Genomic DNA, 14,980 nt, shown 5'->3' on the forward strand with positions numbered 1-14,980 from the left:
CCCCTGCCCCCCCCTAGGGGGGAAATTCAGGAATCAGGAATCAGGAAGAAGAACCCCCCCTGCCCCCCCCTAGGGGGGAAATTCAGGAATCAGGAATCAGGAAGAAGAACCCCCCCCCTGCCCCCCCTAGGAGGGAAATTCAGGAAGAAGACTTATGCAGTCAGCTTTTCGGTCATGGGTATTTTACGTTTAATTAAGTGGATTTACTTAGAACCCCGATTTTTTATAAAAAATCGGGGTTCGGGGTGAGTATTCGGTTGTTTGAATTTGGCTTAGTTATCAGCCGGCACTATTATATTTATCAATGATTTTGGCTAAATCAGGTATTCCCTTTTCCACGTAATTCTTAGCTGAGGGGCGCAGTTTGCCATAGGCTCCTTTTACCATGGCTCTGGTGCTGTTTTCGACTCTGGCGTCGCTGATTTGGAGCAATTCGTCAGCTACTTGAGATTTTCTTTGGGCAAGATATTCGACGGGGTTGCCATTGGTTACTGCTTCAGTCCACATGGGATCGAGTGCGCTAGAGATGTCTGGCAGCAGTTGATCTACGACTTGGGCACAATAATCAGCTCGTATCCCCTTGACAGTAGAGTAAGCCGCTTTCAGAGCCAAACCACCCAATCCCGACGCGGAAGCAACTTGTTCGTCGATCAACTTTACACAATCATCAACAAAATTGTCTCGGTTATTTTCATTCAATAGAATATCGCTAAGCGCCATTTTAACTCTCCTAGGTTTAACAGTGACTATACTCTACAACGAAAATAGAACCTATCAAGGAAAATATCAAAAAAATACTCTTGGTCAGTCCGATCGCACTGGCAAGTAAAATTAGGATTAGATTTCACTCTCGGCACGGTTCGGTAATGCAACGAGGGGAAGTTTTAGGAATTGAGTCAAAGTTTGGTTCGAGCGAAATACGTAATTTTGAGGTGATTTTGGGGACGTACTTAGTCCGGCAAATACTTGCAGTGATAGGGTTAAGCCGAGGGCTAACAACATTTTTTCCAACATGGCACTGCCTCCAATATTAAGATGCACTCTGGCATCATTTCTCTTACACCATCAAGATACAAACATCTTTCACCTTTCCGTGCGATCGCATCGATCTATATCAGTGATATGTATCACAAGTTACACATAGTCCCGAAGGGGGAGAGGGCAGGGCTGTTTGATTCTCTGGTAGGGGCTCCCCCCCGCGACTGCTCCTACCCCCTCCCCTTCTTCTCTCTTCCCTCTTGCCTATTCCCTCACAGAAGTCAAAAATTGTCCTAGAGAAAGCTGCCACCGGACACCCCTGAAAGGTAGAATTAGCCCGTAGAGGTTATTTGACAAAGCGGAGGTGCCGACAATATGCTTGCATACTTTCTAGCGTTGGCGGTCGGTCTAGGCAGCTTCAGTATTTACATGGCTGCTTTCTTTTTTCCAGAAGTTCACCGCAAAAGCGATTTTGCCTGGAGTGGGGTGGGACTTTTCTATGCGTTAATTTTATGGGCTTGTGCGGGGCGAATTACCGGTGCTCTCCTGCTTGGTCAAATGGCGGCCGTGGCTCTTTTGGGCTGGTTCGCCTGGGAAACTTTGAGTTTACGCAGACAAGTTACACCTATTGCTCAGCAAACGCCGATTCCTCAGTCGGTAAATTTGCCGGGGGGTATGGGTGGCGCGTTGACGGGGATGTTTGCTAAAAAACCAGAACCAGCAACGAAAAAACCTAAGTTTGTGAGAGCGCCCAAGCCGAAATCTGATGTGGTGCCAGCACCTGTTGCCGATCGCCTGGTAAAAACAGAGGAACCTGCGGTGGTTTCCCCATTACCCGAAATCGTGGCAGAAAGTGCGATCGCCCCTGAATTGTTGCCACTTCCAGACTCGACACCACCAGCAACTAAGGAAATACAGGAGTCGATCGCAATTCCTGTGGCTGACACCTCGCCAGCCTCTGTAGAATCAGCACCAACTAGCGACACGACAATCGGGGCAAAAGTTTCAGAAATTGCCACCACACCAACTTTGGAGACAGCAGAGGCTCAACCAGACCTTAAACAAGAGCCAGAAGTCGATGACTTTGAGGAGATGTGGAGGGTAGCAGCTAAAGGGTCCCCGTCTGCGACCCCAACGGCAGCCCCAGCAGCCGAATCAACTGCTGTCAAAGCCCCTAAAAAATCGGCGGGTTTCAGCAGTCTGTTTGGCAATATCAAAAATAGTCTGGGCGGTTTATTGGGCCGGGGGGCTGAGAAAACCAAGTCCATACCCAATACTCCGGTGACAACACCGAAAGTGCCTTCAGAGTCGATCGAACAACTTGCATCTGAAGTAGGGGCAATTTCTACACCGGAGTTTGACCAAATTATCGCATCTGAATTAGCCGAAGCAGCCCTAGAAGTGGCGGCAGAAACTAGCAGCACCGTCCCTGATGAAATTCCAGGAGTACCATTTCCTCTGGATGTGGAAGCAATGGCAGAATTGATTTCAGAAGAAACAGTGATTTCTCCGATTCAAATTACTGAAATTACAGTGGTGGATGTGGTTTCGCCAACACCTGCGGAAGTGGAACTGTTATCAGAGGCGATCGACAATTCCATAAAACAGCAGGTAGAGTCGATCGCCTCAGCAAATACACCGGAATTGATTCATCCCAATCCCCCAACTCCCAATCTGCTGAAAACTGACAAAGCCGCCGATGAATCCAAGTCGGAAAATCTTTCCGACTCTGACCAAAAGACTCTCTAAAACACCAACCAAAAGGTAGAAATTAGAACTTTTTAGCTAGACAGACGGGAATCCCCACACTATACCGCCTCGGTTAGTGTGGGATGAAAGGCGTGTGAGGTGAGGATTCCATATAAAACGCCCTAGTGGGAATCTTTCTATAGTTGGTTCTATGGATAACAGTACCATCAAGGAAATCTTACATACCCTTCATCGGGCTGTTAAGAAGCCCACATCATAATCTGTACTCAGATTTGATGTGGGAGTATGTCACATTCTGCTTTCTGCCTTCATAACCAGGTAAAAAAACAGATTTTTTAGAAAAAACTTTTTTCTTTTTGTATTCAGCATTCACAAAATCTTCGATAATTTTTGGATTAAATTTAGGTGAAATCAATATTATGAAAGCAGTTATGGTAGTGGGAACAACTTCTCACGCAGGGAAATCTTTACTGGTTGCAGCTTTGTGTCGCATTTTTGCTCGCCGCCAGTGGCGAGTCACTCCCTTTAAAGGTCAGAATATGGCACTGAATTCCTATGTCACTGCGGCTGGGGGAGAAATTGGCTACGCTCAAGCAGTTCAGGCTTGGGCCGCCGGTGTAGCACCTTTGGTAGAAATGAATCCCATTTTGCTCAAACCCCAAGGAGATATGACTTCTCAATTAATTATGAAGGGTCGGGCGATCGCCAATATTCGAGCTACTCAATATTACGAAGAATATTTCGATCGAGGTTGGCAAGTTATTCGGGAATCTTTAGAATTGTTGAGTCACCAATTTGACATGGTGGTTTGCGAGGGAGCCGGCAGCCCTGCGGAGATTAATCTCAAGCACCGGGATTTAACAAATATGCGCGTAGCTAAACATTTGAATGCTCGGACTTTGCTAGTAGTTGATATAGACCGCGGCGGAGCTTTTGCTCACATTATCGGTACTTTGGAATTGCTCGATCCAGACGAACGAGCTTTAATTAAAGGCTTCATTATTAATAAATTCCGAGGACAAAAATCTATCTTAGATCCAGGGCTAACTTGGCTAGAAGAACGTACAGGCATTCCCGTAGTTGGTGTAATTCCTTGGATAGACGAAGTATTTCCTGCCGAAGACTCTCTCGATTTACTCGATCGACGTTCTTCCAGTTCTCACACAGACCTGAATATTTCTGTCATCCGCTTGCCCCGTATTTCTAATTTTACCGACTTTGACCCCCTGGAGTCGGAAACTACTGTCACAGTCAAATATGTCAGCCCCAAAGACGAGTTAGGCCATCCAGATGCAGTAATTTTACCAGGTTCTAAAACTACAATTTCTGATTTGCAGGTACTCCGACAAACGGGTATGGCAGAAGCCATTAAAAAATATTTAGTGTCTGGCGGCACTGTAATGGGAGTTTGTGGGGGGTTTCAGATGCTGGGAGAAAGTATAGTCGATCGAGAAGGCCTTGAGGGACAAAAGGGAGAATTTAAAGGCTTGGGATTGTTACCTTTGAAAACTGCGATCGCACCTAATAAAATAGCCCGTCAGCGCACCGTAACTTCTCATTATCCTCAACCGGGTTTACCAGTTTCAGGTTACGAAATCCACCAAGGAATAACCCAAATGTTGGAGTCAGATTTGACTAAATCCCTGTTTGACGATGCTAGTTTGGGGATGGTCAATAATTTCCAATCTATTTGGGGTACTTACTTGCACGGTATTTTTGATAACGGAGCTTGGCGGCGGGCTTGGTTAAATCACTTGCGGCAGCAGCGAGGATTGCAAGCCCTACCTACAGGAATTCCTAATTACCGGGAACATCGGGAAGCTCTGTTAGACCGTCTTGCAGATACGGTTGAAAAGCATTTAGATATCAAACATATTTTAGGGTAGTTATTAGTTCTTGGTTATTGGTTCTTGGTTATTGGTTCTTGGTTATTTGTTATTGGTTCTTGGCGGTGCCGGGTCCTTCGGCTACGCTCAGGAACCGCGAAGTCGAAGGGTTATTTGTTACTCGCTTGGGGTTGCTGATAACTGATAACTGATAACTGATAAACCATAAACCATAAACCATAAACCATAACATTAGTCAACAGTCATAAAAATATGAGGTGAAGTTTGAATGACAAAAATTTGTTTTTTACCAGAAAATGTAACGGTTGAAGCTGAACCGGGAGAACTGTTGCTGGATGTCGCTAAACGTGCGGGAATTTCTATTCCCACCGGCTGTCTCATGGGTTCTTGTCACGCTTGCGAAGTGGAACTGGAAGACGGAGAGGTAATTTGTGCTTGTATTTCCGGCATACCTTCAGGAAAAGACCAAGTAACAATTAATCTTTATGTTGACCCGGTTTGGTAATTAATAAAAGAACGAAGAAGGAAGAAACTATGCCCAATTCCCAATTCCCAATTCCCTCCCCCCTTGGGGGCTGGGCATCGGGCATGGAAACTGCCAACTAACTAATGACTAATACCTAATGATATCGTTTCCGGCTGCATCGGAATGATTTAACCACAGAGAACGCAGAGAACACAGAGGGAGATAAGAGAGATGAATAATTCCGATGTTACCGGATTTGATATGACTAATGACGAAACAGCCGATCGTGCTCTGGATGATAAAGACGCGATCGCCCTTCCACATTTTGACCCAAGGCCGGACTAATCACATACATAGTCGTTCTAATCAAGTTATTTTCGCGAGTAACAACAGCCATTTTGTCAAGGGGAACCAGCAAAACTTTTTCATCAGGCCAGCCTAGGCGATAGCAAATCGCTACAGGTAAATCAGATGGGTAATGTTCCATCAATTTAGTTTGAGCCACTTCGACGTGGCGGGCGCTCAAATACAGACACAAACTGGCTTGATGAGCCGCTAAACTGGCCAATTCTTCCCGTTGGGGTACTTCTGTTCGACCACTAATTCTGGTCAGAATAATTGTCTGGACAATTCCCGGCACTGTCAACTCAATTTTTAGTTTAGCAGCAGCCAGTTGAAAAGCGCTAATTCCCGGTATGACCTCAAAAGGAATGCCGGCAGAGGCTAAAGCTTGCATTTGTTCGCCCACAGCCCCGTAGAGACATGGATCTCCTGAATGGAGGCGGACGACACTTTTGCCGTCCCGCACTCGCTCCACCATCAAAGGTACAATTTCTTCGAGAGTCTTATCGGCAGTTTGGATAATTTCAGCATCGGCGCGCACCCCCTGCAAAATTTGCTCTGGTACTAGGGAATCAGCAAACAAGATGGCATCGGCGACAGCCAGTAATTTTTGAGCCTTAACAGTCAATAAATCCGGGTCTCCTGGGCCTGCACCCACAATATACACTCCGGGCATCAAGGATTCACTCTGCATTGGGGATGGGGGATTGGGGATTTTGGTCTGTCAAACTCAACTTTAAACAAAAAGTGCTCAGTTTACCCGATCTTCCTGATGCACCTCTTTCGGCTAGAACAAAGGGATGGTAGATGCACCCTGGTTTGAACCCTAGAGATTAATCTCTGGGGTTTTTTATTGATCTTCAGGAGACTGCTGAGGGAGTTCTGCCCGATCGCATTTAGGGGAAACAACATCAGGCAAAGCGCGATCGAAATAATAAAGCCAAGCCAACCCGCCCAAACCTAAAACAATCCCAGTCAAGCTTACCATCTGTGCTGTCCGCAGCGGCCCAAACATCAAACTGTCAGTTCGCAACCCTTCAATCCAGACTCTACCAGAACTGTAAGCGGTCAAATAAACCAAAAATAAACTACCGATTTTCAAGCGAATCTTACCCTGCAAATCACGGAAAAACAAAGTCAGTAGCAACCCAAATACTGTCAAATTCCACAGAGATTCGTAGAGAAATGTGGGATGAAAATATTCAAAATTCGCGTATTCCTGTGGTCGATGTTCTAGAGGAATATACAGTTTCCAAGGTAAATCTGTAGGACGGCCAAAGGCTTCTGAGTTAAAGAAATTTCCCCAGCGTCCAATCCCTTGACCAAGAATTGCCGAAGGGGCAACTAAATCTGCCAATTTCCAAAAAGAAACTTGCTGAATTTTGGCAAAAATTAAAGCGGCTATCGTGCCGCCCAAAATCGCCCCATGAATAGCAATTCCCCCTTTCCAAATCGCAATAATATCCTCCGGGCGCTGGGCATACTGGTGCCACTCGAAAGCAACGTAATAAATTCGGGCACAAGGAATAGCGCCCACAACTAACCAAATTGCCAAATCGCCAAGCAAGTCAGGGTTGACGCGACGCTTGGCGGCTAAATATTGGGAAAGACTGACCCCAATCAAGACGGCAGAAGCAATCAACAAACCGTACCAGCGAACCGCTAGAGGGCCTAGTTGAAAGATAATCGGGCCGGGGGATGTAAATTGAAACCCGATCGGCAGCCTGAGAATATTTAGCACCATGAAATTTGCATTAATTTTTGTGGAAAGCAGTTAAATGTACATACCCTTGAACAAACTACAGAGTTTATTTTAGGTGGCTGTGGTCATTTAGACGCAATTTTTGGCAAATTTAGCCAAAAATCAACTTTGTGGGCCTTTCGGTTATTGACAGGTTTATTGACCATAACTTGTTAGGTGCGATCGCAGCCAACAAATTTTTAAAGAGGCGATATCCCCCAAAGCTATTTCCTCTATGACTTTCAGCTAGCTTGTCACCCGTTCGGTGAAACGTAATTAGCTTGAAATGCGTCGAGGACTATAAGTAAGAGTAAGTGGGACTGGACATACAAAAACTATTTGATGTAATATGCACTTATCAAAAAAAGGTCAATTCCTTCGCAAAAGATTTATCATGACACCATCCAAATTTTACATCCCTTCCTTGGACGGCATTAGGACTATTGCTTTTCTGATTGTCTTTTTATCTCATGCAGGGCTGAATCATATTATCCCTGGAGCCTTTGGTGTAACAGTCTTTTTCTTTTTAAGTGGATATTTGATCACAACTTTGCTGAGACGTGAATATGAACAAAATCAGTTCATTGATTTAAAACATTTTTATTTGCGACGCATTCTGCGAATTTGGCCTGGGTTCTATCTAGCCTTATTCCTAGGAACTACCTTGACATTAATAGGTGTATTTAAAGAACCCATCAGACTATCAGCTTTGGTGAGTCAGATTCTACATTATTATAATTATTATGAAACTTTTTTTGGTGCCTATGGAGTAGCTCCTGGTAGTGGTGCCTATTGGTCTCTGGCGGTTGAGGAACACTTCTACCTTGTTTTCCCTTTTCTATACATGACTTTACTCAAAATGCGTGTGAGTCGCCAAAGGCAAATGTTGATTTTTTTGGGACTTTGCTTGGTGATTCTAATTTGGAGATGTGTTCTAGTGTTTGGGATGGGAGCAACGGAAGCTCGTATCTTGCATTTATCAGATACCCGAATAGATAGCATACTGTTTGGCTGTGCATTAGCGGTCTATGGCAACCCAGTATTAGATGTTCACTATGGTTCGGACCGACTGTGGAAGTATTTCTTACTACCAGCAGGAATCAGTTTACTTATGTTCTCGTTTATCTGTCGTTATCCTGAGTTTCGGTATACATTGCGTTACACTATTCAAGGTATTGGACTATATTCTGTTTTTATTGCTGCTATCCGTTTTCCAGATTGGGGAGTATTTCAAATTCTCAATTGGAGTTGGATGCGGTTTATTGGTTTGCTTTCATACTCGCTTTATCTAGTACACGATACTGTGCTTCAACTTGTTTATCTTTATTTACCTAAAATGCCTATGGCTTTGCAGGGAGCGATGAGTCTCCTGATTTCCTTTGTATTAGCCTATGCAATGTATACATATATAGATCTGCCATTCGCCAAGCTACGCAAGCAATTTTCATCCTGACGAATTAATTGGCAGAAAATATTGATCAAGTCCATTGTGGCCAACTTCGCACCAGATGGTCGGCAGCTTTGGTCGAAAAGTTTTAAGATAGAGGGTGGCTTTAAATTTTTTGATGACCTATGTCTCCTACTTCCGTTTCTCAGGTGTACTCTTCTGGTAATTCCAAGGGTGCGAATCAGTCTGGCAAGACTGGTATTTTTGCTGTTGAGTCTGGTAAAATTCCACCTCTGTTGGGGGCGAGTTTGGCTGAGTTAACGGAGTGGGTGCAGCAACATGGGCAACCTGCTTATCGTGGAAAGCAGTTGTACCAATGGATTTATGAGAGAGGCGCACGATCGCTGTCTGAGATTTCTGTATTCTCGAAACAGTGGCGCGAGACTGTTGCGGATATTCCGATCGGGCGATCGACTATTCACTATCGATCGGTCGCACCAGACTCCACCGTCAAGTATCTCTTAAAATTGGCCGACGGTCAAATCATAGAAACAGTCGGCATTCCCACCGAAAAACGGCTGACTGTGTGCGTCTCAGCCCAAGTTTCCTGATGCACCTCTTTCGGCTAGAACAAAGGGATGGTAGATGCACCCTGGTTTGAACCCTAGAGATTAATCTCTGGGGTTTTTTATTGATCTTCAGGAGACTGCTGAGGGAGTTCTGCCCGATCGCATTTAGGGGAAACAACATCAGGCAAAGCGCGATCGAAATAATAAAGCCAAGCCAACCCGCCCAAACCTAAAACAATCCCAGTCAAGCTTACCATCTGTGCTGTCCGCAGCGGCCCAAACATCAAACTGTCAGTTCGCAACCCTTCAATCCAGACTCTACCAGAACTGTAAGCGGTCAAATAAACCAAAAATAAACTACCGATTTTCAAGCGAATCTTACCCTGCAAATCACGGAAAAACAAAGTCAGTAGCAACCCAAATACTGTCAAATTCCACAGAGATTCGTAGAGAAATGTGGGATGAAAATATTCAAAATTCGCGTATTCCTGTGGTCGATGTTCTAGAGGAATATACAGTTTCCAAGGTAAATCTGTAGGACGGCCAAAGGCTTCTGAGTTAAAGAAATTTCCCCAGCGTCCAATCCCTTGACCAAGAATTGCCGAAGGGGCAACTAAATCTGCCAATTTCCAAAAAGAAACTTGCTGAATTTTGGCAAAAATTAAAGCGGCTATCGTGCCGCCCAAAATCGCCCCATGAATAGCAATTCCCCCTTTCCAAATCGCAATAATATCCTCCGGGCGCTGGGCATACTGGTGCCACTCGAAAGCAACGTAATAAATTCGGGCACAAGGAATAGCGCCCACAACTAGCCAAATTGCCAAGTCGCCCAGCAAGTCAGGGTTGACGCGACGCTTGGCCGCTAAGTATTGGGATAGACTCACCCCAATCAAAACAGCAGAAGCAATCAACAAGCCGTACCACCGGACAGCTAGGGGGCCGAATTCAAAGACGATCGGGCCTGGGGATGTAAATTGAAACCCTAGGGGCAGCAGGAGAATTTTTAGCACCATGAAAGTTGCATTAATTTTGTTGGAAAGCAGTCAGATTGCACACCCTTGAACAAACTACAAAGTTTATTTTAGGTGGCTGCGGTCATTTAGATGCAATTTTTGGCAAACTTACCACAAAATCAACTTAATTTTTGACTTGGCAGATTTTTGTCTAGAGTTGTGTTTGTGACTGCCCATAATCATCTTGGTTAACAGAGGGTTGACAAAACTCAACATCTGTGTAATTGAAAAATGGAGGTTTCGCCCAGGAATCAGGTTAAAAGTGCTAATTAGATTTGAAAGAAAACAGCATTTCCAATTGAGTAATGGACGGTTCTGGGGCGCTGGTGACAACGCTAACTCCTCGCAGAGAATTAAGCACTTCGGCGGTGGGCGGTGAAATCAAAGTTGGTGCTGCTTTGAGCAAATATTGGTTAGCCCAGGACATGGTTTTGTCCATGTCCAAATAAAAGTAACCCCGATCGCCTGGGGACACAGAAGTCGAGATCGCCTGAAAACTCGGACTGGTGCTTAAAGGCTGTGGCGGTGGTGAGGCGATCGCCTCAACTAAAGGCCCGCCGAAAGCGACAAACATGGTATTTTGATTCAGCCAGCCGTGCCCGAATAAAGTTCCTTGCTGGGGTATTTTCCATTCCGTCACCTCCTTACCCTGAAGTTGTCTGGGGGCGACGCTGACACTGGGATTGCTTTTGGCGATCGCATCTAATTTGGTAAGCATGGTTTCGGCTGCGGGGCGATCGCTCGTTTCAAAAATCATCACAGCCCCCATCCCCAACTGAGACAAAATGCCTTGATTGGAACCGATCGCCCCGATCGCAAATTCCCCATTCATCCACCCAAAAACATCTCGATCCGCATCCAAATTCAACCGCTTAAAACTATCCCTCACTTGCTGAATTCCCCGGTCAACTTCGGGGATATCTTTGGCATCTGCGGTAGCTTGAGACCAGATTTTAGCGATGTCCTGGCCGCCAACTACAGCGATAGTTTCACCAGGAAATCTCGGCAACAATTTCGAGGCAGCTTGGGGCTTTTGCCCAGGAAAATTGGGGTCTAACTGAGCAATAGTTTTTACCCTCAACCCCGCACTGTCTACCCCAATTCCTGCAACCATTGACTTGACTTGCTGGAACTGGGAAAACAGTGTGGAAGGTAACTTAACATTCGGTGGCAAATTAGCTTGAAATTGCTGCATTGCAGCCTGGTAGTCAGCAATATAAACAGTGGCGATCGGATTTTCTACCCCTGCACTGTCAGACAAAAACTTAGTTGCACTCTGCTTAGTGGCGAGGGAAGGCTGTCCTTTAAAAGTATCGATCGCCAATTGCACAGGCTTTTTCAACGGAGCTATAACTAATTTATCGTCAAGCAAAGCCACGCTGTAGCCCTTTCCTGTTGGTTCTGTAATCTCAGAAATTTTTACCCCTTGATATTCGCTTTCCTGAGTTTTTGCACCTTGCTGAGATTTTAATTTATTGGCAAAATTCCAAGCACTAATTTTATTTTTGACGCTGACAACTAGCAGCAGTTTGGGAGGCTCAGTCTTCGCCTCGCCATCAGGGGGGAGTAAAGCCACCATCACGCCGCCCAGCCAAGGCTTTAAGTCCTTGTCATAGTCAATTTCAGTGCCTGCTAAGCTTTGTTCTTGAAAAGTCTTCAAACCCTGGCCGATTAATTTTTGAGCCCCTGGGGTGCCAAATCGCTCCAACTGTGACAGCGCTTGGGGATTGGGGGAGATGAACGCGGCCATGATTGCTTTTTCCGGTACGACTTTGGCACTTTCGAGAGGGTTGGATACTTGTTCAGTCAAACCCTTGAAGTAAAAGTAGACCGCGGCGCTACCTGCTGCGATGATGGTGGCAGCAATTAGAAGCTTTGGTTGTTTTCCAGGCATTGTTTGCGATCCTTGCATTCATTATCAGTTTAGCGAAAAAACAAGCTTTGGCTTGTGGTGAGGCGATCGACCTGGTTCTCTAGTTTTGTATAATCTAAGACTGTTTGGACGATGGTCTAAAATACTAAAAATGTGAATTGCGGGTAAAAGATGAAAGTAGCGATCGCGGGAGCAACGGGATTTGTAGGTAGCCCTTTGGTAGAAAGGCTACATTCGGAAGGACATAGCATACTGGTTTTAGCCCGCGACTCGGAGCGAGCTCGGCGAATTTTTCCCGCTTCAGCTTATCCGAATTTGGAAATTGTCGGTTACTCTCCGGCCGAGTCTGGTGATTGGCAGCATTCGATCGGGGGCTGCGATGGTGTGGTAAATTTAGCGGGAGTTCCGATTGCTGAGGAACGGTGGACGGCGGCGCGCCAACAAGCAATTCTTGATAGTCGCAAATTAACAACGGCAAAATTGGTCGAGGCGATCGCCAATGCTAATCCTAAACCATCTGTGTTGGTGAGTGCATCGGCGATCGGCTATTACGGCACTAGCGAAACCGCTGAGTTTGAGGAAAATAGCCCTGGGGGAGATGATTTTTTAGCTGCGGTTTGCAAAGAGTGGGAAAGTGCAGCCGAAAAAGTGAAAAATACCGGAACCCGCTTAGTAATTTTGCGCCTGGGAATCGTCTTGGGAATGGGAGGTGCTCTGGCAAAAATGCTACCTGCTTTTAGATTATTTGCTGGCGGGCCCATTGGCACTGGGAAACAGTGGTTTTCTTGGATTCACCGGGATGATGTGGTGAATTTAATTTTGTATGCTTTGCAAAATCCCCAAGTTGAAGGTGTGTTGAATGCAACAGCACCCCATCCAGTGCGGATGAATGAATTGTGCGAAACTTTAGGAGAAGTTTTGCAGCGACCTTCTTGGTTGCCGGTGCCAAGTTTTGCTTTAGAATTGCTGTTGGGAGATGGGGCAAAAGTTGTTTTGGAAGGTCAACAAGTGTTGCCGAAACGCACTTTACTTAGTGGTTTTCAGTATGAATATCCCCAGTTGCGATCGGCCATAGAAGAGATTGTCAAGCATTTTTAAGGCTGGTAGGTAGCCCCAACCGGGTTTGGCAAAATCAACCCGGTTTCTCTACTTTCCACTACCTGCAATTCTGCTTCCCTCAAACTTTTTCAAGATTCCCGCATCACATAGCCCACACCACGTACCGTCTGAATCAACCGCTTTTCACCCTCATCTTCAATCTTGAGCCGCAAATAGCGAATATAAACCTCAATTACGTTTGATTCACCCAGAAAATCGTAACCCCAAACATTTTCCAGAATTTGTTCGCGAGTCAACACCTCGCGGGGATGTTCCATCAAATACTTTAACAGTTCATATTCCTTCATAGTCAGGTCGATCGCGCGATCGTTGCGTAAGGCGCGCCGACTAGCCAAATCCAAGACTAAATCCCCAAACCTCAATTGGTTGTTGCTGGTAGTATCCGGCTGCAAATACAACCGCACCAACTGCAAAAACTCCTCGGTGCGGTAAGGTTTAAGAAAATAATCATCAGCGCCAGCTTCCAGACAAGCCACCCGATCGTCCACTGTATCACGCCCGATCAACAGCAACACCGGCACTCGACTCCCCCCACTCCTGATGTGAGAACATAGGGATAGTCCCGACTCAGGGCCTAACATCCTGTCAATCACAATCAAAGCTGGGTGCAATTCCTGGGCTAAAAGTTTCCCCGTGGCGATGTTAGAAGCCACTATCGGTTCGTAGCCAGAGGATTTCAAGTCCAGACTCAAGTGTCCGGCGAGAACTTCGTCGGTTTCCACCAGCAGGACACAGGGATTGCGATCGAGAGTGAGTGCAGCCATTGAATTGACCGATGTAGATCATACCTGTTGTAACACGTTATTTGTTATTTGTTATTAGTTATTAGTTATTAGTTAATTTGTTATTAGTTATTAGTTAGTTGTTCGTCCCCATGCCCGATCGCCCCATTCCCTATCCCCCATCCCCCATCCCCTATGAGCATCATCGTATTTGGAAGTATCAATCTCGACCTGGTGGCTAAAACCCCTCGGTTGCCAGTACCAGGGGAAACTATTATTGGTAGCAATTTCTTGACGACCGGCGGTGGCAAAGGAGCCAATCAAGCGGTGGCGGCCGCCCGTCTTGGCGTTTCTACTCACATGATTGGGCGCGTCGGCAATGATAATTTTGGGGAAGAATTGTTGACAAATTTACAATCTTTTGGTTTAAATACAGACAATATATCGATCGACCAAAACTCTCATTCAGGTGTAGCAATTATCGCCGTAGACGATGGCGGTCAAAATAATATTATTGTGATTCCGGGCGCGAATAATCATCTTGGTGATGCCGATATCGAACGTCTCCAAAAACTGTTACCCGGTGCTACAAGCTTGTTGTTGCAGTTAGAAATTCCCCTGGAAGTTGTCCACAGGGCTGCTTTGATTGCTTGTGAAGCGGGGGTGCGAGTGATTCTAGATCCGGCTCCGGCTCGTTCCGATTTGCCACTAGAGCTTTATCCGCTAATTGATACGATCGCGCCCAATGAAGTGGAGGCTAGTCAATTAGTCGGCTTTGCGGTGCATGATACAGAAACTGCGATTAAAGCGGCCAAAAAATTGCAGGAGCGGGGTGTGAAGAATGCGATCGTCAAATTGGGCGATCGCGGTGTGGTTGCTGTGACTGCCGATCGGACTTTGTTTGTCCCGGCTTTTGCGGTGCAGGCGATCGATACTGTGGGTGCTGGTGATGCTTTTAACGGCGGTTTTGCGGCCGCCTTAGATGCTGGTTTGTCCTTGGAGGAGGCGGTGGTTTGGGGGGCGGCTGCGGGCGCTTTGTGCGTCACTAAAATGGGTGCTCAAGTTGCTATGTGCGATCGGGCAACTTTTGATGCTTTTCTTGATGTTTCTCTATAAGATCAATCCCGGTTGTATCGGAATGATTTAACCTGACTAGAACACAGAGGACACAGAGAAAGAGATGAGAGAAATCATAATTCCAATGTCAAGGAAT

The 14,980-nt window shown here is 45.8% G+C and carries 12 protein-coding genes and 1 pseudogene; 7 read left to right on the top strand and 6 right to left on the bottom strand.

The features are described 5' to 3' along the window. Window positions 1-279: 279 nt before the first annotated feature. Window positions 280-720, bottom strand: coding sequence for a hypothetical protein (locus ACBR23_RS03540; protein ID WP_341738772.1), 441 nt, complete (start codon window positions 718-720; stop codon window positions 280-282). A 633-nt stretch (window positions 721-1,353) separates the two neighbouring features. Between ACBR23_RS03540 and ACBR23_RS03545 the strand changes: the two genes are divergently transcribed. The 3 genes from ACBR23_RS03545 (at window position 1,354) to ACBR23_RS03555 (ending at window position 5,040) form a co-directional block, all read left to right on the top strand. After that, complete coding sequence (locus ACBR23_RS03545) at window positions 1,354-2,727, top strand: Ycf66 family protein (protein ID WP_371118485.1); 1,374 nt, start codon at window positions 1,354-1,356, stop codon at window positions 2,725-2,727. Between the two features lie 380 nt (window positions 2,728-3,107). Beyond that, window positions 3,108-4,574: a cobyric acid synthase CobQ gene (gene cobQ / locus ACBR23_RS03550; RefSeq protein ID WP_371115541.1), complete on the top strand. Its 1,467-nt coding sequence runs from the start codon at window positions 3,108-3,110 to the stop codon at window positions 4,572-4,574. Between the two features lie 229 nt (window positions 4,575-4,803). Continuing rightward, the gene (locus ACBR23_RS03555) at window positions 4,804-5,040 is read left to right on the top strand and encodes a 2Fe-2S iron-sulfur cluster binding domain-containing protein (protein ID WP_341738769.1); all 237 of its coding nucleotides are present in this window, start codon (window positions 4,804-4,806) and stop codon (window positions 5,038-5,040) included. 226 nt (window positions 5,041-5,266) lie between these two features. On the opposite strand, the gene cobM is transcribed toward ACBR23_RS03555, so the two are convergent. Both cobM and lgt (ACBR23_RS03565) read right to left on the bottom strand, forming a co-directional pair. Further along, window positions 5,267-6,037, bottom strand: a complete 771-nt coding sequence (gene cobM, locus ACBR23_RS03560) for a precorrin-4 C(11)-methyltransferase (RefSeq protein WP_371115542.1) — start codon at window positions 6,035-6,037, stop codon at window positions 5,267-5,269. Window positions 6,038-6,193: 156 nt separating this feature from the next. Continuing rightward, window positions 6,194-7,087: a prolipoprotein diacylglyceryl transferase gene (lgt, locus tag ACBR23_RS03565; RefSeq protein WP_371115543.1), complete on the bottom strand. Its 894-nt coding sequence runs from the start codon at window positions 7,085-7,087 to the stop codon at window positions 6,194-6,196. Between the two features lie 391 nt (window positions 7,088-7,478). On the opposite strand from lgt (ACBR23_RS03565), the gene ACBR23_RS03570 reads away from it, so the two are divergent. Next, a complete protein-coding gene (locus ACBR23_RS03570) occupies window positions 7,479-8,537 on the top strand; it encodes an acyltransferase family protein (protein ID WP_371115544.1) in 1,059 nt (352 codons plus the stop codon). A 119-nt stretch (window positions 8,538-8,656) separates the two neighbouring features. Next, a pseudogene (locus ACBR23_RS03575) lies at window positions 8,657-9,076 on the top strand (23S rRNA (adenine(2503)-C(2))-methyltransferase RlmN); the annotation flags it as partial. An 83-nt stretch (window positions 9,077-9,159) separates the two neighbouring features. Here the strand turns inward: ACBR23_RS03575 and lgt (ACBR23_RS03580) are convergent. Beyond that, window positions 9,160-10,053 (bottom strand): prolipoprotein diacylglyceryl transferase, encoded by an 894-nt coding sequence (gene lgt / locus ACBR23_RS03580; RefSeq protein ID WP_341738767.1) that lies wholly within the window; start codon window positions 10,051-10,053, stop codon window positions 9,160-9,162. A gap of 265 nt (window positions 10,054-10,318) precedes the next feature. After that, window positions 10,319-11,965, bottom strand: a complete 1,647-nt coding sequence (locus tag ACBR23_RS03585; RefSeq protein WP_371118486.1) for a DUF3352 domain-containing protein — start codon at window positions 11,963-11,965, stop codon at window positions 10,319-10,321. Window positions 11,966-12,097: 132 nt separating this feature from the next. Here ACBR23_RS03585 and ACBR23_RS03590 point away from each other — a divergent pair, with 132 nt between their 5' ends. Further along, window positions 12,098-13,024 (top strand): TIGR01777 family oxidoreductase, encoded by a 927-nt coding sequence (locus ACBR23_RS03590; protein ID WP_371115546.1) that lies wholly within the window; start codon window positions 12,098-12,100, stop codon window positions 13,022-13,024. Window positions 13,025-13,113: 89 nt separating this feature from the next. Here ACBR23_RS03590 and nblR read toward each other — a convergent pair whose 3' ends face one another. After that, complete coding sequence (gene nblR, locus ACBR23_RS03595) at window positions 13,114-13,809, bottom strand: response regulator transcription factor NblR (RefSeq protein WP_340519303.1); 696 nt, start codon at window positions 13,807-13,809, stop codon at window positions 13,114-13,116. A gap of 153 nt (window positions 13,810-13,962) precedes the next feature. On the opposite strand from nblR, the gene rbsK reads away from it, so the two are divergent. Further along, the gene (gene rbsK / locus ACBR23_RS03600; RefSeq protein WP_371118487.1) at window positions 13,963-14,883 is read left to right on the top strand and encodes a ribokinase; all 921 of its coding nucleotides are present in this window, start codon (window positions 13,963-13,965) and stop codon (window positions 14,881-14,883) included. Window positions 14,884-14,980: the final 97 nt, after the last annotated feature.

The organism is Microcoleus sp., from assembly GCF_041354475.1.
Taxonomy (GTDB): Bacteria; Cyanobacteriota; Cyanobacteriia; order Cyanobacteriales; family Microcoleaceae; genus Microcoleus.